Below are 22,328 nucleotides of genomic sequence, written 5' to 3' on the forward strand. Positions count from 1 at the left end.
CGCGATCGCTTCTCGTCACTCGGGTGCAGATCTGGAACAATTCACCCTCGCCTTCACGGTCGTATAAAATCTGGTTGTCAGAACAAGTTCGGATCAATCGCCGTCCCCTGCTTGGGACAGCCATCCTTGAAACGAGGAACAGGCCAATGACGATCAGCGGACGCACGAAGCTCATTGCCCATCTCGGCTATCCGACCGAGAGCTTCAAGGCCCCGATGATCTACAATCCCTATTTCGAAAAATACGGGATCGATGCCGTTGTCGTGCCGATGGGTTGCAAACCACAGGACTACGCCGCATTCCTGAAGCTCGTATTCAGGCTCTCCAATATGCATGGTGCGCTCGTCACCATGCCGCACAAGGTGACCACCGTGCCGCTGCTGGACGAGACGATGACCACCGCAAAGGTTGCGGGCGCGTGCAACGCAATCCGTCTTGGCCCGGACGGCACCCTTGTCGGCGACATGTTCGACGGCGAGGGTTTTGTTCGCGGCATTCTGCGGAAGGGCCGAGCGTTGGCCGGTGCACGCGTGCTCGTAGTCGGAAGCGGCGGCGTCGGTTCTGCGATCGTGGCGTCGATGGCCAAGGCCGGCGCGGCACAGCTTGCGCTGTTCGATGCCTGTGCTGCGACCATGAACGGTCTGGCGGAACGCTTGCGCGCCTACCATCCGGCACTGAAGATTGAAGTTGGCTCGAAAGATCCAACCGGATTCGACATTGTCGTCAATGCGACTCCGCTCGGCATGAAGGACGGCGACCCGTTGCCGATCGACGTCGAGCAAATTGCACCCTCAACGTTTGTCGGCGAAGTCGTGATGACGCGCGAAATCACGCCGTTTCTGGCGGCGGCAAGGGCGCGTGGCTGCGAAATTCAGATCGGCACGGACATGCTGTTCGAGCAGATACCGGCAAATCTCGAATTCTTCGGCTTCCGCACGACCACGCCGGACGAACTGCGGGCGGTCGCGCGGATCAGCTACTGAGAGCGGCTAAAATGCTGATGCATGATGCCGGTACGACGCGCTAACCCTTCCCGTTCATATAGGCCGGCAGCCAGTGCTCGAACGCCGACTTGAGCGAGGCCACCGCAACCGGTGTTTCGCCGGCGACCGCAATTGAATCCCCTCCAGTCGTGCCGATGCGGACGCAGGGCACGCCGGCCCCCTTCATCTTGGCGAGCACCAGGCCTGCTTCCGCGGCCGGCACCGTCACGATGTAGCGGGCCTGGTCCTCGCCGAACCAGTAAGCATGCGGCACGATCGAACCCGGCGCCGCCACCAACTGCGCGCCGATTCCGCCAGCCATCGCCATCTCCGCCAGCGCGATCAGAAGCCCGCCGTCAGAGATGTCATGCACCGCGGTCGCAGTACCGGCGTGGATCATGCCGCGCACCACATCGCCGTTGCGCTTTTCGGCGGCGAGATCGACCGGTGGCGGTGCGCCCTCTTCGCGACCGCAGACGTCGCGCAGGTAAACCGACTGTCCGAGCCAGCCCTGGGTGTCGCCGATCAGCAGGATCGCTTCGCCACCAGCCTTGAAGGCCAGCGTCGCCGACTTGGTGAAATCGTCGAGCAGGCCGACACCGCCGATCGAGGGCGTCGGCAGAATCCCGCGGCCGTTGGTCTCGTTGTAGAGCGAGACGTTGCCGGACACGACCGGGAAGTCGAGCGTGCGGCAGGCTTCCGAAATGCCCTTCAGGCAACCGACGAACTGGCCCATGATTTCGGGCCGCTCCGGATTGCCGAAATTGAGGTTGTCGGTGATGGCAAGCGGCCGTCCGCCGACAGCCGTGATGTTGCGCCAGGCCTCGGCGACGGCCTGCATGCCGCCTTGATACGGATCGGCTTCGCAATAGCGCGGCGTCACGTCGACGGTGATCGCGAGCCCCTTCGGGCCGTCCTCGACGCGCACCACCGCGGCGTCGCCACCGGGGCGCTGCACGGTATTGCCGAGAATGACGTGGTCGTACTGCTCCCAGACCCAGCGCCGCGAACACAGTTCCGGCGAGCCGATCAGCTTTTCCAGCGCCGGCATGATTCCGATCGGCGGCTTGACGTCCTGCGCGCGAACCGTCGGCAACAACGCCGATGCCACATGCGGGCGGTCATAGAGCGGCGCCTCGTCGCCGAGTTCCTTGATCGGCAGGTCGGCCATGACGTCGCCGCCATGCTTGACCACGAAACGCTTGCTCGGCGTGGTGTAGCCGACCACCGCAAAATCCAGGCCCCACTTCTTGAAGATCGCCTCGGCCTCTTTTTCCTTTTCGGGCTTGAGCACCATGAGCATGCGCTCCTGGCTTTCCGAGAGCATCATCTCGTAGGCGCTCATGCCGGTCTCGCGCGTCGGCACCGCGTCGAGATCGAGGTCGACGCCGAGATCGCCCTTGGCGCCCATCTCGACCGCCGAACAGGTCAGGCCCGCCGCGCCCATGTCCTGGATCGCGATCACGCAATCGGCTTCCATGATTTCGAGGCAGGCTTCCAGCAACAGCTTTTCCGCGAAGGGATCGCCGACCTGCACGGTCGGGCGCTTCTCGGCGGAATCGTCGTCGAACTCGGCCGACGCCATCGAGGCACCGTGAATGCCGTCGCGGCCGGTCTTGGAGCCGAGATAGACGATCGGCATGTTCACGCCGGAGGCCGCCGCATAAAAGATCTTGTCGGTATCGGCGAGGCCGACCGCCATCGCGTTGACGAGGATGTTGCCGTCATAGCGGGTGTGGAAACGCACCTGCCCGCCGACCGTCGGCACGCCAAACGAATTGCCATAGCCGCCGACACCGGCGACCACGCCCGACACCAGATGGCGCGTCTTCGGGTGTTCCGGCGCGCCAAAGGAGAGCGCGTTGAGGCATGCGATCGGCCGCGCGCCCATCGTGAACACGTCGCGCAAAATACCGCCGACGCCGGTGGTCGCGCCCTGGTACGGCTCGATGTAGCTCGGATGGTTGTGGCTCTCCATCTTGAACACGACCGCCTGGCCGTCGCCGATGTCGATCACGCCAGCGTTCTCGCCCGGGCCCTGGATCACCCACGGCGCCTTGGTCGGCAGCCCCTTCAGATGAATGCGCGAGGATTTGTACGAGCAGTGCTCGTTCCACATCGCCGAGAAGATCCCGAGCTCGGTGAAAGTCGGCACCCGTCCGATCAGTTTCAGGATGCGCTCATACTCGTCCGGCTTGAGACCGTGGCTGGCGACGAGTTCGGGGGTGATCTGAGGTTCGTTCATGGGACCTTATTAGGTAGATCGACGGGGTGCGAAAAGGCCTTTTATGGCGCATTTCCGCCCTGTCCAGAGCTTTGCGGGGGGAGCCTTGCGGGATCGGCGTTTGCACATCGCGCCCGGATCGGATTTAAGGGCTGAAACACCGATTTGAAGGGCCATTTTTAGTGAACGAAGTCCCCAAAAACGCATTCCGCCAACGCCCCGATCTGCACACCGAAACCGAGGGGGAATTCAAGGGTTGGCGGACCTGGACCCGCGACAGTTTCGAGACCCATAACGGCCCGTTCTGGCACCGGATGGACGAAAACGGCAAGGTGCAGTGCGCCTTTCGGGTCGAGCAGAAGCACCTCAACGGCATGCGCAACGTCCATGGCGGCGCCTTCATGTCGTTCGCCGACTATTGCCTGTTCGCGATCGCCTCGTCCCACCTCGAGGGTCCCGGCGTCACGATCGGCTTTGCCTGCGAATTCCTCGATGCGGCCCGCGAGGGCGAATTGATCGAATGTGACGGCGAAGTCACCCGCGCCGGCGGCTCGCTGATCTTTTTGCGCGGGACACTGAAATCCGGCGACCGTTCCCTGTTCACCTTTTCCGGCACCATCAAGCGGGTGAAGCGGAAGCCGCGGACGGACGCCAGCGCCGTTGCCACCTGATGCGCCACAGGTCCATCGCGGCTGGCGCGACTACGCGCTGCTGCTCGCATTGGCGTGCTGCTGGAGTTCGACCTATCCGCTGACAAAAATCGGGCTCGGCTCGATCCCGCCGATCACCTTCATCTCGGCGCGTTCGCTGATCGCGGCAGCTTTCCTGCTCGCGATCCTGTCCGCGCGCGGCTTGCGGATCCCGACCGACATCAGGGCGTGGAAGCTGTTCGCGTTCCAGCAGACCATCAATTCGACGATTCCGTTTCTGATGATCACCTGGGCGCAGCAATATGTGCCGGCGGCACCCACCGTGGTGCTGGCCTCGACGACGCCGATCTTCGCATTCCTGATCACCTGGGGCATCACACGGCACGAGCCGGCGACGTTGCTCAAACTCACCGGTGCGATGCTGGGCCTTGCCGGCACCGCCGTGATCATCGGTCTCGATGCGCTGGGCGGGCTCTCCAGCAATTTGTTTGCCGAAATGGTGATCCTGCTTGCCACCGTCTCGTTCGCCTGCGCGACCATCTTCGGATTGCGGCTGTCGGACTACGATCCGATGGTGGTCGCGGCCGGATCGCTGCTGTTCGGCGGCACGCTGCTATTGCCGGTCGCACTCGTCGTCGAGCACCCGTGGACCCTGCACCCGACGCGCGAGGCCCTGATCGCCGTCACCTCGATGGGCATCTTCTCCAGCGCGCTCGGACTGATGCTGTTCTACATGTGCCTCGGCCGGCTCGGCACGCTGACCACCAACGCGCAAGGCTACTTGCGGATTCCGATCGGCGTCGGCCTTTCGGTGCTGCTGCTCGGCGAAACCGTGCCGCCCAATCTCGCGCTCGGCCTCGTGCTGGTCATGGCCGGCGTCGCCGCCATGACCATTCCGGCCGCTCGCTACCGCAAGTGGATCGGCCGGTTGCGCGGCAAATAGTCTATGGTGCCCACGGCCAACGCGATGGCGGAGGACGTGATGGACACCATTGAAGCGATCCACGGGCGGCGTTCGGTCCGGTCCTACGATTCCAGAGCAGTCGACCGCGATCTCATCGAAAGCGTGATCTCAGACGCGGCGCAGGCGCCGCCGCCGTTCCGCGGTTCGAATCCGGTTGCTTTCAACGTCATTACAGGCGTCGAACGTATCGCAGCCTATGGCGACCGCGCCATGGATCACGCGCGGCGTCATCGCCCGGGCGAAGGCCACTGGGACTGGATCGACCGGCCCGGTTTCAAGATTTTTTGGGATGCGCCGGCGCTCATCATCATTTCCGGACCGGTAGGAGATTGCCACCGCGCCGGTCAGAACCTGATGCTGTCGGCGCATGCGCGCGGATTGGGAACATGCTGGGTCGGTTCACCGATGCTCTGGCTCGGCACACCGGAGGTGCGCGCCGAACTCGGCATTCCCACCGAACTGACACCGGTCGCGGTGCTGTGCCTCGGTTATCCCGTCGCGGTTCCGGACGCGGTGCCACGCGAACCGCCCCGTATCATCTGGGTTGTCGAAAACGCGAATTAACGTGAACGAACCGTCATTGGCGGGACCGGAACGGATGCCGATGTTTGCGGTTGGAAATTACTCACCAGGAAAGGGAGTAATTCATGCGAACAGCAACATTGGCACTCGCGGCAGCGCTGGCACTGACCAGCACACTCGCGCTGGCGCAAACAACCAGCACGGGCGGTGCCACGGGTAGCGCTACGGGCTCGACAGGCATGTCGACGACACCTGGGACCAGCACCACGGGTTCCTCCACGGGAACGACGAGCGGGACGGTTGGCATGAGTAACCAGCCCGGCAGCGCCGCGGCGGCACAAAACGCCGGGGCCAATCCGTCCGGCACCACAAACATGAACCCGTCGCCGAGCGGATCGACGATCGGCCCGGGAAGTGGTTACGGCACGGGACGCTAAGAGCACCAGCCAACGACAAGAAGCCCCGCACAAGCGGGGCTTCTTTCTGTCGGACGACGACGTAACCGTCGAAGCTATTTCTTCTCTTCCAGCAGCTTGCGGTATTTCTCGACGTCTCGGGTCACCAACTGCCCGAGCACGTCGGGCGTGTGCTCGTTGGCGTCGGGGGCGACGGTGGAGAGGTCGTAGAAGCGTTTCTTCACCGGCTCGCTTTCGACCGCCGTCTTCGCCGCCGCGTTCAGTTTCTCGATGATCGCCGGCGGCGTTCCCTTTGGCGCGAACAGGCCATTCCAGCCTTGCGCCTCGAATTCCGGCAGGCTCGCTTCCGCCGACGTCGGCAGATCGGGCAAGGTCGCAAGCCGCACGGTCGAACCGACGACGAGGCCCCTGACCAGTTTGTCGTCGATCGCCTGGGACACCGAGGCGGCCGCATCGCAGACGCCGTCGATCTGCCCGCCGATCGCATCCGTCAGCGCAGGTGCTGCGCCGCGATAGCCAACCAGCGTGACGTCGATGCCGGCGGCCTGCACGAAACTCTTGCAGATCAGGAAGTTCGACGAGCCGATACCGGCGTGGCCGAAATTGATCTTGCCGGGATTGTTCTTCGCATAGGCGATGAATTCCTGCAGGTTCTTGGCCGGAAAATCCTTGCGCAGCGCGACGACGCCGAAGGTCTTTGCCACCATGGCAATGGGCGCAAACGAATCCGGCGTAAACGGCAGTTTCGGATAGATCGTATAGGTCGCCGCACTGGTGCCGGCGTTGCCGATCGCGATGGTGTAACCGTCCGCGTCGGCGCGCGCAGCCCGTGCCAGCGCGGTCGAGCCGCCGGCGCCCGCGACATTCTCGATCACGACCGGCTGCCCCAGCGCCTTGCCCATCTCCTCGGCGACCGCGCGCGCGATCACATCCGAGGTGCCGCCGGCCGCGAACGGCACGATCATGGTGAGGGGATGCTTTGGAAAATCCTGCGCATGCGCGGCGGTCGCGAACGACAGCACCGCAAGCGCGACCGCCAGTCTGGCGAGAAGTTTATTTTTTTGACGCGTTTTCTTCACGCGAACCGGTTCCCACTTCGCTTGAAAACGCTACGGGTGTTCACGCGGCTTTTTCCAGGTGCGCGACGAGGCCCGCAAACAGGCCGCGGCCGTCGGTGCAGCCCATGATGTCTTCGACGTGGTTTTCCGGATGCGGCATCATGCCGAGCACATTGCCGCGCTCGTTGACGATGCCGGCGATCGAATCCGCGGCGCCGTTGATGTTGGAGGCCTCGTCGACCACGCCCTCCGGCGAGCAGTAGCGGTAGAGCACCCGCCCCTCGCCTTCCAGCCGCTTGATCGTTTCTTCATCCGCTTCGTAGTTGCCTTCGCCATGGGCGACCGGCACGCGGATGACCTGGCCGGCATTGTAGCCGCGCGTGAACGGCGTGTCGGAGCGTTCGACCCGCAGATGCACGTCCTTGCAGATGAATTTCAGCCGCGCGTTGCGCATCAGCACGCCGGGCAGCAGGCCGGCTTCGCAGAGGATCTGAAAACCGTTGCAGACCCCGAGCACGAGGCCGCCTTCGGCAGCAAACGCCCGCACCGCGTCCATCACGGGCGCGCGCGCGGCGATCGCGCCGCAGCGCAGATAGTCGCCATAGGAAAACCCGCCGGGCACCACGACGAGGTCGGTACCCTTGGGCAGCGCGGTCTCGGCATGCCAGACCATCGCGGACTCATGGCCCGATGCCAGCTTGAGCGCGCGCGCCATGTCGCGCTCGCGATTGATTCCGGGAAAAACGAGAACGGCAGATTTCATCGATGGCAGCCTAGAGAAGTTCGACTCGGTAATTCTCGATCACGGTGTTGGCCAGCAGCTTGTCGGCGGCGGCTTTCAGCGCTGCCTCCGCCTTGGCCTTGTCGGAGCCGGAGAGTTCGATGTCGAACACCTTGCCCTGACGCACGCTGGCGACGCCGTCGACGCCGAGCGATTTCAGCGCGCCTTCGATGGCTTTGCCCTGCGGATCGAGAATGCCGGACTTCAACGTAACGGTAACGCGTGCTTTCATATCAACCCCGTCATTCCGGACGAACCGCGCAGCGGGTCGATCCGGAATCTCGCGCAAAAACTTCTGGATGCCGGGCTCGCGGTCTACGCCCGCGCCCCGGAATGACGTTCTAGCTCTTCACCAGCACCGGACCGGTGCCGGCCGGGCGCTCGTTCTCCATCAGAATGCCCAGACGCTTGGCGACCTCGGTATAGGCCTCCAAGAGCCCGCCGAGATCCCGGCGGAAACGATCCTTGTCGAGCTTCTCGTTCGACTTGATGTCCCACAGCCGGCAGGAGTCCGGCGAGATCTCGTCGGCGACGATGATCCGCATCATGTCGTTCTCGAACAGGCGGCCGCATTCCATCTTGAAATCGACGAGGCGGATGCCGATGCCCAAGAACAATCCGGTCAGGAAGTCGTTGACGCGGATGGCCAGCGCCATGATGTCGTCGATTTCCTGCGGCGTGGCCCAGCCGAACGCGGTGATGTGCTCTTCCGAGACCATCGGGTCGTTGAGCTGGTCGTTCTTGTAATAGAACTCGATGATCGAGCGCGGCAGTTGAGTGCCTTCCTCGATGCCGAGGCGCTGCGACAGCGATCCCGCCGCCACGTTCCGCACCACCACCTCCAGCGGCACGATCTCGACCTCGCGAATCAGTTGCTCGCGCATGTTGAGCCGGCGGATGAAATGGGTCGGCACCCCGATGTCGTTGAGGTGCTGAAACAGGTACTCCGAAATCCGGTTGTTGAGGACGCCCTTGCCCTCGATCACCTGGTGTTTCTTGGCATTGAACGCGGTCGCATCGTCCTTGAAGTGCTGGATCAGGGTTCCCGGCTCCGGGCCTTCATACAAGACCTTGGCCTTGCCTTCATAAATGCGGCGTCGACGGCTCATTGGGATGTACCGTGTTTTGTTGAAATCCATGAATTTGGTGTGCTCCGGATGACAAGGGTTACGACCACGACGGAGCTGCCGTGAAGGCCGGGAACTCGACTACAAGCGCCGGAAACAGAACGAGAACCTGACCTGGAGGCAACCTACCTGATTGGGCTATCCAGCACAATCGATCAGGCCCGGTTGGGCCCAACTTATACCGGTTGCCCTGCGGCTTAACGGCTCGTTGTTTTGCCGATTCGCCACCTCTATCTAGGTGTGCGAGCGGGCCGCCGCAACGCGACCGCGTTTACCATTTGCCGGGATTGGAACCGCAGAAAATGACCACTTTCGACAAGCGCGAGGAGGGTTTTGAGAAGAAGTTCGCCCTCGACGAGGAGCTGAAGTTCAAGGCCGAGGCGCGCCGCAACAAACTGCTCGGACAGTGGGTGGCCGAAAAGCTCGGAATTACCGGCGACGCCGCCACCGCCTACGCCAAGGAAGTGGTCGCCGCCGATTTCGAGGAAGCCGGCGACGGCGACGTGTTCCGCAAGGTGATGGGCGATCTCACGGCCAAGGGCGTTGCTCTCACGGAGCAGCAGATCCGCCTCAAGATGGATGAGCTGATGGCAGTGGCGGTCACGCAGGTGAAGGCGGGGACGTAAGGCGCCGCCTCATCCGTCATTGCCTGCAACAAACGCGAAGCGCTTGTGCAAGGGAGCGCAGCGACGAAGCAATCCAGCTTTTAGCGAAGGAAGTCTGGATTGCTTCGCTTCGCTCGCAATGACGGCGAAGTCTCAGCCGCGCCATATTCCCCACGAACGATCTCCAGTAACCGGCGCGAGGCTGCGCTGAGAAAGCCGCCGCGCCGGGTCACGGTGACGACGTCATGGCTTGCCTTGAGATCGCGGACGCCGATGGTCGCGATCGATCCATGCTGAAGCTCCTCGGCGGCGTTGCTTTCCGACAGCAGCGCGATGCCAAGGCCGGCTTCGACCAGCCGCTTCTGCGCGGTCAGACTGTCGACCGGCGTCCAGTCCACTTCGCCGAGGCCATGGGTCTGGAACAGCGCGAAGACGTGCGACGCCGTGATCTCGCGCCGCCCCGGCACCAGCGGGAAAGCGATCCAGCGTTCGGCGCGCAGATCGGCAAGCCTCGCGACGCGGCGGCCGGCACGCGGATGGTCCAGCGCACACACCACCTGCAGCCTTTCGGCAAACAGCAGATCGCAATCGAGATCGCGCGAACGGTCGCGATCGTAGCGCAGGCCGATCGTCGCCTCACCGCGCCGGATCAGATCGCTGACCTCCGCGCTGGTTGCCGTGCGCAAGCTCAGTTCGACCGCGGGATGCTCGGCCGCGAAACGTTTCAGAATCGCCGACAGCCGGCCGCCGGCGAGCGTGCCGACTACGGCGAGCGCGACCGGTCCCGAATTCGACTGCGCCAGCGCGCGAACCGCATTCTCGGCATCCTGGGCGGCGGCGACCGCGCGCTCGGCGTAGGGCACCATCACCCTGCCCGCGTCGCTCAGCATCGTACGCCCCGCGATCCGCTCGAACAGCGGCACGCCGAGCTCCTGCTCCAATAGCGCGATGCGCCGCGAGATTGCCGGCTGCGACCGGTGCAGCGCTTTCGCGGCATTCGAGATTCCGCCGCGGCGGTGCACCGTGAGAAAGGTGTCAAGCGCGTCGCTGTCCATGTCAGACCCATGCAAAAAGCTGATGATATCGAGAAAAATAACAGATTTGGCTGATATCCGGAAGGTCGCTAGTTTCGCCGCCAGTCAGAACGGACAACGAAATTCAGCGGAGCAGAACGATGCGAACACAGATGCAAAAAGCCGAAGCCTTTCGCGCGCTGCACGCGCGTCCCGGCGCCTTCATCATCCCCAATCCCTGGGAAGCCGGGACCGCCAAACTGCTCGCGGCGATGGGGTTCGAGGCGCTCGCGACCACCAGCCTCGGCCTCGCCAACATGCTCGGCACCAGCACTGTCAGCCTCGATGCCATCATCGACAATTGCCGGGTGATCGCGGAGGCGACCGACCTGCCCGTCAACGCCGACCTGGAAAATGGCGGCGCCGACGATCCGAAGACTGCGGCGAAAGCGATTGCGCGCGCCGCCGAGGCCGGCGCGGTCGGCGGCTCGATCGAGGATTCCACCGGCGACCGCAACAAGCCGATTTACGAGTTCTCGCTCGCGGTCGAGCGCGTGCAGGCCGCCGTCGACGCCGCGCGCGCGTTGCCGTTCCCGTTCACGCTGACCGCGCGCGCCGAAAACCTGCTGTGGGGCCGCAACGACCTCGACGACACCATCAAGCGGCTACAGGCGTTCGAGGCCGCCGGGGCCGACGTGCTGTATTCGCCGGGCGTGCACGACATCGGCACCATTCGTACCGTGGTCTCCTCAGTGACAAAACCGTTCAATCTGGTGATGGGGTTCGCCGATCCGACGCTGACGGTGGATCAGCTCTCGGCCGCTGGCGTCAAGCGCATCAGCGTCGGCGGCGCGATGGCGCGCCATGCGCTCGCCGCCTTCCTGAAAAGCGCGCACGAGATGAAGGAGCAAGGCGCCTTCACGTTTGTCCGCGACATGGCGCCGGTGAAGGAAGTCCGGGCGGCGTTCAAGTAGTTGGATCGTCATTGCGAGCGCAGCGAAGCAATCCATATCTCCGCACGGGGAAAGATGGATTGCTTCGCCGCTGCGCTCCTCGCAATGACGGAAGGGGCCTCTACTCTTCCTTGAACCCATACTCCGGCACGTTGCCACTGGCGCCGTAATACTTGTACGGCAGGAATTTTCCGGACATCGAGATCTTGACCCGGTCGCCCTTCGGATTGGCGACGCGCTCCATCACCATGTCGAAGTCGATCGCCGACATGATGCCGTCGCCGAATTCCTCCTCGATCAGCGCCTTCCAGGCCGGGCCGTTGACCATCACCATTTCGTAGAAACGGTAGATCAAGGGATCGGTCGGCGGCATCGGCGTGCCGGTGCCGCGCATCGGCACTTCGTTCAGCATCGCGGTCTCGGACGTCGACAGTCCGAAAAGTTCGCCAGCATTGGCGGCCTGCGGTTTTGTCAGTTTCATCTGGCCGAGAATGGCGCCTGTTATCAGCACCTCGGAATAGCCGCCGATCTTTTCGCAGATATGCTTCCAGCTCCAGCCCTTCTCGCGCTTGATGTCGAGCAGCTTTTCGGTGAGGTCTTCGCGTTTCATGTCTCTCTCCCTTAACAAAACCCGTCATGCCCGGCCTTGTGCCGGGCATCCACGTCTTTTCACTCATTCAAGAAGACGTGGATGGCCGGGACAAGCCCGGCCATGACGCCTGTTTTGAATCATCCGATCCCGACGCAATCGCCAAATCCGGCAGGCCCGGGCGCACCATCGGCACGTTGCGCGGATCGTGGCTGGTGACCGTTGCGGTGAACGTCTTGCTGCGGCTGACCAGAAAATCGACGATATGATTTCGCAGCGCATAGTAATAGGGGTGTCGGTGCAGATCGATGCGGCCACGGTCCTTGGGCAGCGGGTTTTCCACGATCTCGGCCAGCACCGCGCCGGGGCCGTTGGTCATCAGGAAAATCTTGTCGGCGAGATAGATCGCTTCATCGACGTCGTGGGTGATCATGAAGGCGGTCTGGCCGGTCTCCAGGCAAATGCGGCGCACCTCGTCCTGCAGCGTGCCCCGCGTCAGGGCGTCGAGCGCCGAGAACGGCTCGTCCATCAGCATGATTTTTGGCGTGATCGAGAGCGCGCGGGCAATACCGACGCGCTGCTTCATGCCGCCTGACAGCTCCGACGGACGCTTGTGCTCGGAGCCGGTCAGCCCGACCAGGTCGATGAAGGTCTGCGCATGCGCCTTCACCTTGGCGCGGTCCCAGTTGCGCCATTTCGAGGTCACGGCATAGGCGACGTTGCCGAGCACCGTGCGCCACGGTAGCAGCGCGTGGCTCTGGAAAATGACGGCACGGTCCAGGCTGGTGCCCTCGATCGCCTGCCCGTCGACAATGACCGTGCCCTCGCTCGGCTGGTCGAGGCCGGCCAGGATGTTCAGCACCGTGGTCTTGCCGCAGCCGGAATGGCCGATCACGCAGCCGAATTCGCCGCGGCCCATCGACAGCCACAGATTTTCGAAGATGGTGGTGGTCGCCCCATCCACGCCGGGATAGCGCCGCGCGATGGCTTCGATGGAAATGAACTTGTCGGACATCGCATTCATTCCGGAAACGTAACCATGCGCGTGAACCGCGCCAGCACCTGGTCGAGCAGCATGCCGACGACGCCGATCAGCAGGATGGCGATGATGACGTTGGTGATCGAGAGGTTGTTCCACTCGTTCCAGACGAAGTAGCCGATGCCGGTGCCGCCGACCAGCATCTCGGCCGCGACGATCACGAGCCACGCGATCCCGATCGAGATCCGCATGCCGGTCAGGATCGTCGGCGCCGCGGCCGGCAGGATCACGGTGAAGGCGCGCCTGACGGTACCGACCTCCAGCGTGCGCGCGACGTTGATCCACTCCTTGCGCACCGCCGCGACCCCGAAGGCGGTGTTGAGCAGCATCGGCCACACCGAGCAGATGAAGATCACGAAGATCGCGGAGATACTGGAATCCTTGATGGTGTAGAGCGCGAGCGGCATCCAGGCCAGCGGCGAGATCGGTTTCAGCACCTGGATGAACGGATCGAGCGCCTTGTTGATCAAGGGCGACATGCCGATCAGGAAGCCGAGCGGGATCGCGACGATCACGGCCAAGAGATAGCCGAGGCCGACACGCGCGATCGAATAGCCGAGCTGGATACCGAGACCCTTATCGTTCGGGCCGTTGTCGTAAAACGGCCGCTTCAGGTGCTCCCACAATTTGGCGCCGACATCGAGCGGGCCCGGCATCGCCGATTTGCCCTGCGTTGCCGTCAGCCCCATCAGCTTGGCGTATTCCGGCGTCATGGTGGCAACGGCTGACGTCGAGCGCGTGGCGAGGTGCCAGATGCCGAGGAACGCCGCCAACAGCGCGATCGACACCACGGCTGCGCGGAAGCGAAGTGAGAAAGTCATCGCCCAAGGCCTCTCAACGAGTCGTCCCGGCGAACGCCGGGACCCATACTCCGCAGCGTTAGTAGTGAAGGAAGGCCTCTGACATCATGCCCAAAAGAGGCAACACGGCGTATGGGTCCCGGCGTTCGCCGGGACGACAGCGGAGAGTGTAGCTGCGTCCCCGCCCTCACGTCACCTTCCTGATCTTGAAGCCGGCGAGATAGTCGTCGGGCTTGGTCGGGTCGAACGTCTTGCCCATCACCGAGAACGATTTGTACGACGACGACGGCGGCGTCAGCCCCATCTCGGTCATGACCTTGCCGGTGTCGGTCGCAAGATAGACCTGCTCGGCGACCTGCTTGTAATCGACATCGCCCTTGATCTGGCCCCAGCGTTTCATCTGGGTCAGCATCCAGACCGCGAACGACTGCCAGGGGAACGGATCGAAATCGACGCGCTTGGCGTCGGTCTTGATGCCGCCGAGACCATCGGCATAGGTGCCGGTGAGCACCTGCTCCAGCACGGTGACCGGGGCGTTGAGATAATTGGCCGGCGCGATCGCCTCCGCGATCTGCTTGCGGTTCTCGGCCTTCGAGGCATAGGCGGTGGCGTCGACGATGGCGCGCGTCAGCGCCGCAAAACTGTTCGGCGATCCCGTGATGAATTCCTTGCTCGCCGCAAAGCTGCAGCAGGGATGGCCGTCCCAGATTTCCTTCGACAGGATGTGCAGGAAACCGACGCCGTCATAGATCGCGCGCTGGCAGATGTTGTCGGGCGCGAGGAAGCCGTCGATGTTGTCGGCGCGCAGGTTGGCGACCATTTCCGGCGGCGGCACCGAACGGAGCTGCACGTCGGTATCGGGATCGAGGCCGTGCTCGGCGAGGTAGTAGCGCAGCAGGTAGTTGTGCATGGAATAGTCGAACGGAATGGCGAACTTCATGCCCTTCCAGTCCTTGGGATCGCGCTTGTCCTTGTGCTTCATGGCGAGCGTGATGCCCTGCCCGTTGATGTTCTCGATCGCCGGCACCGCGAACGGGATCGGCTGCGCGCCGAGCCCCAGCGAGATCGCGATCGGCATCGGCGCCAGCATGTGCGAGGCGTCGTATTCCTTGTTGATGGTCTTGTCGCGAATGACGGCCCAGCCGGCGGTCTTCACCACTTCGACATTGAGGCCCTGCTTGGCATAGAAGCCGAGCGGTGACGCCATGATGATCGGCGTGGCGCAGGTGATCGGAATGAAGCCGACCTTGAGATCCTTTTTCTCCGGCGCACCCGCCTCGGCGAATGCCTCGGTCGCGGTCTTGATCGGAAAGAATTGCGAGATCGCGGCCAGCGCCGTCGAGGCGCCGACCGATTTCAGGAAGGCGCGGCGCGCGGCATCCCTGGGAAACATCGCGCGCACCACGGCGGAGGCGACCACGCCTTCGTAACGTTTCTCCTCGCTCTCCACCGGCTCGCAACGCAACGCCAGCGTCGCATGCTCATGTTCGGCCGCGGAACGATGCTGGCCGCAGACGCAGCCGGCGCGCGACAATTCGCGGTCGGAGTCGAACGGATCATCGAAGGTGGACATGCTGCGCCCCTTTGTCACACCGGCGCGGCGGAAGTCCCGTTCCGCCGCGATCCGGTCGTGGAATCACGGCCCGGCCTTTGCTGGCCGGGCCGTGGGAAACATGCACGTTTTATGCCGCTCTGCCTGTTATCCGGGCATCCGTCGGCAGGCCTTCCTCGATCGGCAGCGACGGATCGCGCGACCATTCGTTCCAGGAGCCGAAATACATCCGGACGTCTTTCACCCCGGCGTTCTTCAAAGCGAGGAAGGTGTTGGAGGCACGCGCGCCCTTGAAGCAGTAGAGATAGACCGGCGTGTTCGGCGTGATCCCGACTGTGGCGCATTCCGCCAGGATCTCGTTCCTGGACTTGAAGCGCGGCCCTTCCGCGGTCGGCTTCATCATGCGGTACCATTCGAGCCAGACCGCGCCGGGGATGCGGCCCTTGCGCGGGCAGAAATCCTTGCCGTAGGGCGAGGAGCTTTCGCCGATCCATTCGTCGATATCGCGCACGTCGAGCAGCGCGATGCCGGGCTTGCCGACGGCGGCCAGCATGGTCTTGGCATCGATCAGGATGTCGCCGGCCTCAGGCACGATCGAGAACGACGCCTTTACCGGCGACGGCACGTCTTTCGTCACCGGCAGTCCGGCGGCCGCCCAGGCGTCGTAGCCGCCGTGCAGTACCTTGACCTTGGGATAGCCGAGCATGATGAGCAGGTAATAGCCGCGGCAGGACTGGCCGAAGCCGGAATTCATCGACTGTTCGTAGATGACCGCGGTCTCCTTGCCGGACAATCCGGCGGCGCCGAAGGCATCGGCGAATTTCGTCTTCAGTTCGGCCATGCCTTCCGGCGTCGAGGTCGCAAGGTAAGTGAAGATTTCGTGGACGTTGACCGCGTTGGGAAGATGTCCGGCGCCGTAGGCGTCGGGATTACGGGTGTCGATCACGACACACGGCTCTTTTTTCAAGAATTCGGCGAGTTCACCGGCAGAAATCAGCACGTCCGTCATGGCAGGCCTCTCCTGTTTTGGGGTTGCTAGTTGGGGTGGATCCGAAATCCTCTAGTGTTCGTCTCCTGCCAGCATCTTGCGAAGCTGCTTGGTGGCGGGGGTGACGATGGCGACGAAATAGGCTTCGCGCAGCCGGCGCTGGGCGCGATGGCTCTTCAGGTAGCCGCGCGCGCCGCAATGGAGCATCGCCGCGTGCGCGGCCGCGACGCTGGCGTCGCCGAGGCGAAGCCGCAGCGCCACCACACGGCGCCAGTAGCTGTCGTCGGCATTGTAGGGATCGCGCGCCAGCGCCATCGTCTCCTTCTCGAATTCGGCGTGCAGCTCACGAAACTGGACTGGTTGTTGCGGCAGATAGCGGTTGACGTGGCCGAGCGGCGCGTCGACCTCGTCCATGATCTGGATGCAATCCTTGATCAGGCCGAGCCCCATGCCGGCCTGCAGCAGGATGAAACCGGCGCGGATTTTTTTGACGAACGGCCCGGCAGGCTCCGCCAAAATCAACTCATCCGGCACGAAGACGTCGCGGAACTGGACGCCATACGTGCCGGTGCCATCCATCGCGAGGAACGGTTTGCACGGCTGCAGGGTGATCGCGGGATTGGAGCAATCGGCCAGGAACATCACGATGCCGCCCGGCTCATCCTCGCGTTCGAAGATGGTCCCGAAATAATGGTCGGGCCCGAGATTGGACACCCAGGGCAGCGCGCCCTTGACGATGTATCCGCCCTCGACCTTGCGGCCCTTGAGTTTGAGTTTCTCGATGCCGAAAAAGCTCTTCATCGGATTGGAGAGACCGGTGCCACCGAGAATCTGCCCTGAAGCGAACTTGTCGGTAAATTTGGCGACGAGCGCGGGATTGTCGGAGTTCGACGCGTACCAGACCAGCGTGTTCTGGCACCACGCCATGAAGGCGGTCGCGCCGCAGACTTCGCCGAGCGCCGCCATCGACTGAATGGCGCAACGCAGATCGGCCGCGCCATCCTCGGGTTGATGGCTGCCCCAGGCCCCGACATCGCCGAGCCGTCGCAGCAACTCGTCGGGATAGATCGTGCCTTCATCGATCGCCGCCGCCTGGGGTGCAAGGTTCTTGCGCGCGATCACGGCGACCTGATCGGCGATCGATGCCGATGGCAGGTCGTCGTCAACCGCAAGCCTGGATACCGCCAGTGAACCCATGAGACCCTCCGCACCCCGTTGACCTGTTGTGGTGGCCGTTGTGACGGCCTAAGCGCTGACTTCGAGATTGACCGGGCGCGTAAAGGTGTTGGCGACCGGCGACCACTTCTTGACGTGGTCCACCAGCGCATCGATCTCGGCCTTCGGAACGCCCTCACATTCCATGTCGACCTTGACGCGGACATCGGTGAAGCCGACCGGCTTCTCGCTGACGTCGCCGGTACCCCAGACCGCTGTGATGTTGAGGTCGCCTTCGAGCTCGAGTTCGAGCTTGTTGACGGTCCAGCCGCGGTGAACCGCGTTGGCATGGAGGCCGACCGCGAGGCAGGAGCCGAGCGCGGCGAGCGAGGCTTCCGACGGATTGGGCGCGGTGTCGTCGCCGAGCAGGCCCGGCGGCTCGTCGACGATATAGGGCGCGAGATTCCGGATGTAGTTGGCGTGGCGGAACTTGCCCTCCGCCACCGTCTTGCACTTCAAGGTCTTGATGACCTTCGGATTGGCCTTGCCGTTGGCAATCAGCTGTTCCAGCCCGTTTTTGTCGATCGGAGCCAGGCAGCCTGTGAGTACTGTTTTTTGAGCGACCGCGGTCATCATTTCTCTCCCTAGGGGTAGGATACCGAACGGTCTGTTTCCTGCATGAAGCGTGCCAGAGCCTCACTTTGTCAAAAGCCGAATTCCTCTCGCCGCTTAGCGCCGGCTGCCCGAAAATCGATCAGCGCCGCGCTGCACAAGCGCGATGCAATTGCCGCGGCAACGCGATTAATTTGAGCGCAAAGATGCTGCTTGATGATTGCGCTGCGGTTCGATTAACTGGCGCGCATGGCCAAATCAGTTGCGAAGAAGAAACCGGTCGCGGCGGCGCACGCTGCAGGCGACGAGGAATCAGCGCGCGGGCGGCTGCTCAACGCGGCGACGCGGCTGTTCTGCCGGTACGGAATCAACGCCACCGGCATCGACGCCATCATCAACGAAGCCGGCACCGCGAAGACCACGCTCTACAAATTATTCGGATCGAAGACCAACCTGGTGCACGCCGTGCTGGAGAGCGAAGGCAAGCAATGGCGCGAATGGTTCATCGCCTCGATCGAGACCGGTGGCGGCGACGCGCAGGCGAAACTGGCGCGGATCTTCCCCGCGTTGAAGCAATGGTTCGCCGAAGAGCGTTTCTATGGCTGCCCTTTCATCAACGCGGTCGGCGAGCACGACAAGGATGCCAAGCAATTCCGCGCCATCGCGCTGAAGCACAAGAAGGTCGTGCTGTCGCACATCGAACGACTCGCCGGTGAAATGGGCGCAAGCGAACCGGAAATGCTGGCGCATCAACTCGCGCTGTTGATCGACGGCGCCATCGTCGCCGCAATGGTGACGCGCGATCCGACCGTCGCCGATATCGCGGGCCTTGCCGCCGGCAACCTGTTCGGGCCTTCGAAGGCAAGTAAGCCGAAACGCAGCAGCGGCGCCACACAACTCGTCGCCGTTTGAGAATCGTTAGCCATAGCGAGCGATAGCGGCCGGCCGCCAGCGAATGCCGGCAGGCTCCGGAACACCTCTCGGAAACCAGAACGACGCATCCCGTATTTTTACTGTCCCGCGGCTTAAGAGATCATGGGTCGAAAAGCGCGATGGTAGCCCCGGATTTATCGATCGGTTCCGGGACAGCGTGATGTTTGGCTAAGACATTTTTACGAAAATTCGCGACTTCATGTCGGTGCCGCGGAACAACCCCGAACTGCTAAAGGCGCAGTACCGGGCGTTTTCGCGTCAGCTGCCGCTGATGTACTTCATCCTGCTCACCAACACCTGGGCGCTGGCGGTTTCGCACTACTCCGACGCACCGGTCTGGCTGACGATCTACTGCCCGGCGCTCTTCACCGCGCTGTGCGGGATTCGCGTGATCGGCTGGTGGCGATCAAGGTCGGTGGTCCCGACCCACGAGATCGCGCTGCGCGCGCTGACCCAAACCAACCGGTTGACCAGCATCCTCACCATCGCCTTCAGCGCCTGGGCGCTCGGCCTGTCCCCTTACGGGGACGCGCTCGCCCGCGCCCATGTCGCATTCTACATGGCGATCACGGTGATCGCCTGCATCTTCAGCCTGATGCATCTGCGTCCGGCGGCCTTTACGGTCGCCATTTGCGCCAACATCGTTTTCATCGCGTTCTTCGGATCGTCGGGCAACCTGACGTTCGTGGCGATGGCGGTGAACGCCCTGCTCGTCACCATCGCCATGATGTTTATCCTGCAGGCCAACTACCGGGATTTCGCCCGGATGGTCGATGGCCGGACCAGCCTGAAGGCTCTGAGCAACGAGAACTTTCATCTGGCTAACCTCGACAGTCTCACCGGCCTGCCAAACCGGCGCCAGTTCTTCGCCCGGCTCGATGAGGAATTCGTGGCGGCCGAAGCACACGGTTATCGGCTCGCCGTCGGCGTTCTCGACCTCGACGGCTTCAAGCCGGTCAATGACATCTACGGTCACGCCGTCGGCGACAAGTTGCTGATCGCCGTCGGCCAACGACTGGCCGAGGCCTGTGGCGATGCGCATGTGGCGCGTCTCGGCGGCGACGAATTCGCGCTGATCGCAAAGCAGGTCGACGACGAGGAGCTGCTGAAGCGAGGTGAGATAATCTGCACGGCCTTGCGCAAGACCTTCGAATTGACGGAAGCGACCGTGCAGATATCGGGATCGGTCGGCTTCACGGTTTTTCCCGAACTGGCTTCCAATGCGACCGACCTGTTCGAGCAGGCCGACTACGCGCTCTATCACGGCAAGCGAACCAGCCGCGGCAATGCCGTGCTGTTCTCGACCGCACATGAGGCCGAGATCCACCGCAACGGCAAGATCGAGCGCGCCTTGCGCGCGGCCGACCTCGGCAACGAGCTTGCTGTCGTGTTCCAGCCGATCGTCGATGCCCGGTCGGAAAAGACGGTCAGCTTCGAGGCCCTTGCGCGCTGGAACAGCCCGACGCTCGGCCGCGTCCCGCCGGACCAGTTCATTCCGGTTGCGGAGCGCGCCGGCATCGTCAGCCGCCTGACGCGCGTTCTCTTGGAAAAGGCGCTGACCGCGGCCGCACGTTGGCCCGACGACATCAGGCTGTCCTTCAACCTCTCGAACCACGACATCAGTTCGCCCGAAGGCGTGATCCGGATCATCGGGATCATCCTCAAGAGCGGCTTCGATCCCAAACGTATCGACTTCGAAATCACCGAAACCGCGATCATGCGCGATTTCGAGCAGGCGCGCTCGGCGATCAACAGCCTCCAGACGTTCGGCTGCGGCATCTCGCTGGACGATTTCGGGACCGGCTATTCGAGCCTCAGCCAGCTTCATGCTTTGCCGCTGACCAAGATCAAGATCGACCGCAGTTTCGTGACGCAATTGCACGAACGACCGGCGAGCTACAAGATCGTCAAGTCGCTGATCGCGCTGAGCCGGGACATGGGACTGGGCTGCGTGATCGAAGGTGTCGAAACATCAGAGGAACTTGCGGCACTGCTGCACCTCGGGGGCTTCGAGGTCCAGGGCTACTACTATTCGCCGCCGTTGCCGGAATTAGAACTCGCGGCGTACCTCGACGCCCCCTTTGCCGACCTGGAGACCGGCTAGCTTTCCTCGCGCAGGCTCGCTTCGAGCCGCCCCAGCTCGGCGTCGAGATCGCGCTCGACGTCGGCGACCGCCATCTCGACCACCCGATAGTCGCGCGCTTCCAGCCAGGCCCTGCGGCCGGCGCGGTCGGCGACGATGGCGTCGGACTCGTTGGCGTTGACCAGCTCGATCGCGATCCGGTGCACGAAGGAGACGAAATCGGGGATGTGGCGGCCGACCGGCGTCTGCCGTTTGAACTGCCCGGCAAACCGGCGATCGCGGGTCAGCGCCTGCCACAGGATCCGCTCGGCATCGGTCGGGTTCCGCCGCAACAGCCGGGCCAGCCCGCGGACCGTGCTATTATCGCCCGGTGCGGTCGCACCCTGCCCGTGTTCGGCCAGCAGCGCCCGAAGCCGGGTCGCCTGTTCGCCATCGAGGACGCCGCCCTTGGCCGGTCCCTTGCGGCCTTCGGCAATCGCCATAACAACCCCATGCAAAGTATGCATGTCCTGCTTGGTCGGATCCATCCGGGTGAAGATGTTGCGCAGGTTGACCAGCATGGTCTCGCGCTTTTCCGCCGGGCGCAGGAATTCGACCTTGTCGAGTTCCCGGACCAGATTATCGAAGAAGGCCTGCATCTGGTGCTGGGAGGCGCGCTCGGAATGTTCGGGCATCGCGAACGGCAAGGCGCCGCCGGTCGAGCGCTTGAACCATTCATAGCCGATCAAGAGCACCGCCTGCGCCAGGTTCAGCGACGCAAAGCCCGGATTGACCGGAAAGGTGATGATCCGGTTGGCGAGTGCAACCTCCTCGTTCTGGAGTCCGTAGCGCTCCCGGCCGAAGAGGATGCCGACCCCGCCACCGCCGGCGACATGCACGGCGATTTCGCCGGCCGCTTCCGCTGGTGCTACCACCGGCTTGGCCTGGTCGTGGGCACGGGCGGTGGTGGCAAACAGCAGCGTCAAATCGGCGACCGCCTGCTCGACCGTGTCGAACAATTGGGCCTGTTCCAGAATCTGGTCGGCGCCGGCCGCCGCGCGTTGCGCCGCGATGTTCGGCCAGCCGTCGCGAGGATTGACTATTCTTAAACGCGAGAGTGCGAAGTTGCCCATCGCGCGCGCGGCCATGCCGATATTCTCGCCGAGCTGCGGCTCGACAAGAATCACAACAGGTCCGGCTAAGTCCAAACCAGACTTGGTTTTATCGGTGCCCGAACCGGACATTCTCACTTCACTTTCTGATTCAACGAGCAAAGATTTTGAATCAACGCGCGAAGCGAAT

23 protein-coding genes are annotated in these 22,328 nt (G+C 63.2%); 9 read left to right on the plus strand and 14 right to left on the minus strand.

Annotated features, from left to right (window positions below):
- Positions 1-146 precede the first annotated feature (146 nt).
- Entirely contained in the window at positions 147-983 is an 837-nt protein-coding gene (locus BLS26_RS05300) for a shikimate dehydrogenase (RefSeq protein WP_092509063.1), read from the plus strand.
- 40 nt (positions 984-1,023) lie between these two features.
- On the opposite strand, the gene purL is transcribed toward BLS26_RS05300, so the two are convergent.
- A complete protein-coding gene (gene purL / locus BLS26_RS05305) occupies positions 1,024-3,228 on the minus strand; it encodes a phosphoribosylformylglycinamidine synthase subunit PurL (protein WP_092509065.1) in 2,205 nt (734 codons plus the stop codon).
- A 161-nt stretch (positions 3,229-3,389) separates the two neighbouring features.
- Between purL and BLS26_RS05310 the strand changes: the two genes are divergently transcribed.
- The 4 genes from BLS26_RS05310 to BLS26_RS37030 all read left to right on the plus strand — a co-directional run bounded on the left by BLS26_RS05310 (position 3,390) and on the right by BLS26_RS37030 (position 5,780).
- Entirely contained in the window at positions 3,390-3,878 is a 489-nt protein-coding gene (locus BLS26_RS05310) for a PaaI family thioesterase (RefSeq protein WP_092509067.1), read from the plus strand.
- Positions 3,868-4,800 (plus strand): DMT family transporter, encoded by a 933-nt coding sequence (locus BLS26_RS05315; RefSeq protein WP_092509069.1) that lies wholly within the window; start codon positions 3,868-3,870, stop codon positions 4,798-4,800. Before BLS26_RS05310 ends, BLS26_RS05315 begins: the two co-directional genes overlap by 11 nt.
- 39 nt (positions 4,801-4,839) lie before the next feature.
- Positions 4,840-5,385: a nitroreductase family protein gene (locus BLS26_RS05320; protein WP_157676312.1), complete on the plus strand. Its 546-nt coding sequence runs from the start codon at positions 4,840-4,842 to the stop codon at positions 5,383-5,385.
- Between the two features lie 263 nt (positions 5,386-5,648).
- Positions 5,649-5,780, plus strand: coding sequence for a hypothetical protein (locus BLS26_RS37030; RefSeq protein ID WP_256385911.1), 132 nt, complete (start codon positions 5,649-5,651; stop codon positions 5,778-5,780).
- Positions 5,781-5,854: 74 nt separating this feature from the next.
- Here the strand turns inward: BLS26_RS37030 and BLS26_RS05330 are convergent, their stop codons facing one another.
- From BLS26_RS05330 to purC, 4 genes are all read right to left on the minus strand, one after another.
- On the minus strand, positions 5,855-6,838 hold the full coding sequence (locus BLS26_RS05330) for a tripartite tricarboxylate transporter substrate-binding protein (protein ID WP_092509075.1): 984 nt from the start codon (positions 6,836-6,838) through the stop codon (positions 5,855-5,857).
- A 40-nt stretch (positions 6,839-6,878) separates the two neighbouring features.
- On the minus strand, positions 6,879-7,580 hold the full coding sequence (gene purQ, locus BLS26_RS05335; protein WP_092509077.1) for a phosphoribosylformylglycinamidine synthase subunit PurQ: 702 nt from the start codon (positions 7,578-7,580) through the stop codon (positions 6,879-6,881).
- Between the two features lie 10 nt (positions 7,581-7,590).
- Positions 7,591-7,830: a phosphoribosylformylglycinamidine synthase subunit PurS gene (purS, locus tag BLS26_RS05340; RefSeq protein WP_079587511.1), complete on the minus strand. Its 240-nt coding sequence runs from the start codon at positions 7,828-7,830 to the stop codon at positions 7,591-7,593.
- Between the two features lie 109 nt (positions 7,831-7,939).
- Complete coding sequence (purC, locus tag BLS26_RS05345; protein ID WP_172804547.1) at positions 7,940-8,707, minus strand: phosphoribosylaminoimidazolesuccinocarboxamide synthase; 768 nt, start codon at positions 8,705-8,707, stop codon at positions 7,940-7,942.
- 320 nt (positions 8,708-9,027) lie between these two features.
- On the opposite strand from purC, the gene BLS26_RS05350 reads away from it, so the two are divergent.
- The gene (locus BLS26_RS05350) at positions 9,028-9,351 is read left to right on the plus strand and encodes a DUF1476 domain-containing protein (RefSeq protein WP_092509079.1); all 324 of its coding nucleotides are present in this window, start codon (positions 9,028-9,030) and stop codon (positions 9,349-9,351) included.
- 80 nt (positions 9,352-9,431) lie between these two features.
- Here the strand turns inward: BLS26_RS05350 and BLS26_RS05355 are convergent, their stop codons facing one another.
- Entirely contained in the window at positions 9,432-10,385 is a 954-nt protein-coding gene (locus BLS26_RS05355) for a LysR family transcriptional regulator (RefSeq protein WP_092509081.1), read from the minus strand.
- Between the two features lie 119 nt (positions 10,386-10,504).
- On the opposite strand from BLS26_RS05355, the gene BLS26_RS05360 reads away from it, so the two are divergent.
- On the plus strand, positions 10,505-11,317 hold the full coding sequence (locus BLS26_RS05360) for an oxaloacetate decarboxylase (RefSeq protein ID WP_092509083.1): 813 nt from the start codon (positions 10,505-10,507) through the stop codon (positions 11,315-11,317).
- A gap of 100 nt (positions 11,318-11,417) precedes the next feature.
- Here the strand turns inward: BLS26_RS05360 and cynS are convergent, their stop codons facing one another.
- From cynS to BLS26_RS05395, 7 genes are all read right to left on the minus strand, one after another.
- On the minus strand, positions 11,418-11,906 hold the full coding sequence (gene cynS, locus BLS26_RS05365; protein ID WP_092509085.1) for a cyanase: 489 nt from the start codon (positions 11,904-11,906) through the stop codon (positions 11,418-11,420).
- Positions 11,907-11,973: 67 nt separating this feature from the next.
- Positions 11,974-12,900 (minus strand): ABC transporter ATP-binding protein, encoded by a 927-nt coding sequence (locus BLS26_RS05370; protein ID WP_092517654.1) that lies wholly within the window; start codon positions 12,898-12,900, stop codon positions 11,974-11,976.
- Positions 12,901-12,905: 5 nt separating this feature from the next.
- Positions 12,906-13,745 carry a nitrate ABC transporter permease gene (gene ntrB, locus BLS26_RS05375; protein WP_092509087.1) on the minus strand — a complete coding sequence of 280 codons (840 nt, stop codon included), beginning with the start codon at positions 13,743-13,745 and terminating at the stop codon, positions 12,906-12,908.
- 166 nt (positions 13,746-13,911) lie between these two features.
- Complete coding sequence (locus BLS26_RS05380) at positions 13,912-15,297, minus strand: CmpA/NrtA family ABC transporter substrate-binding protein (protein ID WP_092509089.1); 1,386 nt, start codon at positions 15,295-15,297, stop codon at positions 13,912-13,914.
- A gap of 109 nt (positions 15,298-15,406) precedes the next feature.
- The gene (locus BLS26_RS05385) at positions 15,407-16,285 is read right to left on the minus strand and encodes a sulfurtransferase (RefSeq protein WP_092509091.1); all 879 of its coding nucleotides are present in this window, start codon (positions 16,283-16,285) and stop codon (positions 15,407-15,409) included.
- Positions 16,286-16,336: 51 nt separating this feature from the next.
- Positions 16,337-17,461 (minus strand): acyl-CoA dehydrogenase family protein, encoded by a 1,125-nt coding sequence (locus BLS26_RS05390; protein ID WP_092509093.1) that lies wholly within the window; start codon positions 17,459-17,461, stop codon positions 16,337-16,339.
- A 48-nt stretch (positions 17,462-17,509) separates the two neighbouring features.
- Complete coding sequence (locus BLS26_RS05395; protein WP_092517655.1) at positions 17,510-18,052, minus strand: OsmC family protein; 543 nt, start codon at positions 18,050-18,052, stop codon at positions 17,510-17,512.
- Positions 18,053-18,280: 228 nt separating this feature from the next.
- Between BLS26_RS05395 and BLS26_RS05400 the strand changes: the two genes are divergently transcribed.
- Together BLS26_RS05400 and BLS26_RS05405 are read left to right on the plus strand one after the other, a co-directional pair.
- Positions 18,281-18,943 carry a TetR/AcrR family transcriptional regulator gene (locus BLS26_RS05400; protein ID WP_092509095.1) on the plus strand — a complete coding sequence of 221 codons (663 nt, stop codon included), beginning with the start codon at positions 18,281-18,283 and terminating at the stop codon, positions 18,941-18,943.
- 220 nt (positions 18,944-19,163) lie between these two features.
- Positions 19,164-21,068, plus strand: a complete 1,905-nt coding sequence (locus BLS26_RS05405; protein ID WP_092509097.1) for a bifunctional diguanylate cyclase/phosphodiesterase — start codon at positions 19,164-19,166, stop codon at positions 21,066-21,068.
- Here BLS26_RS05405 and BLS26_RS05410 read toward each other — a convergent pair.
- Entirely contained in the window at positions 21,065-22,270 is a 1,206-nt protein-coding gene (locus BLS26_RS05410; protein ID WP_092509099.1) for a TrmJ/YjtD family RNA methyltransferase, read from the minus strand. The two genes, BLS26_RS05405 and BLS26_RS05410, sit on opposite strands and share 4 nt — an antisense overlap.
- Positions 22,271-22,328 lie beyond the last annotated feature (58 nt).

This window comes from Afipia sp. GAS231, from assembly GCF_900103365.1.
Lineage (GTDB): Bacteria > Pseudomonadota > Alphaproteobacteria > Rhizobiales > Xanthobacteraceae > Bradyrhizobium.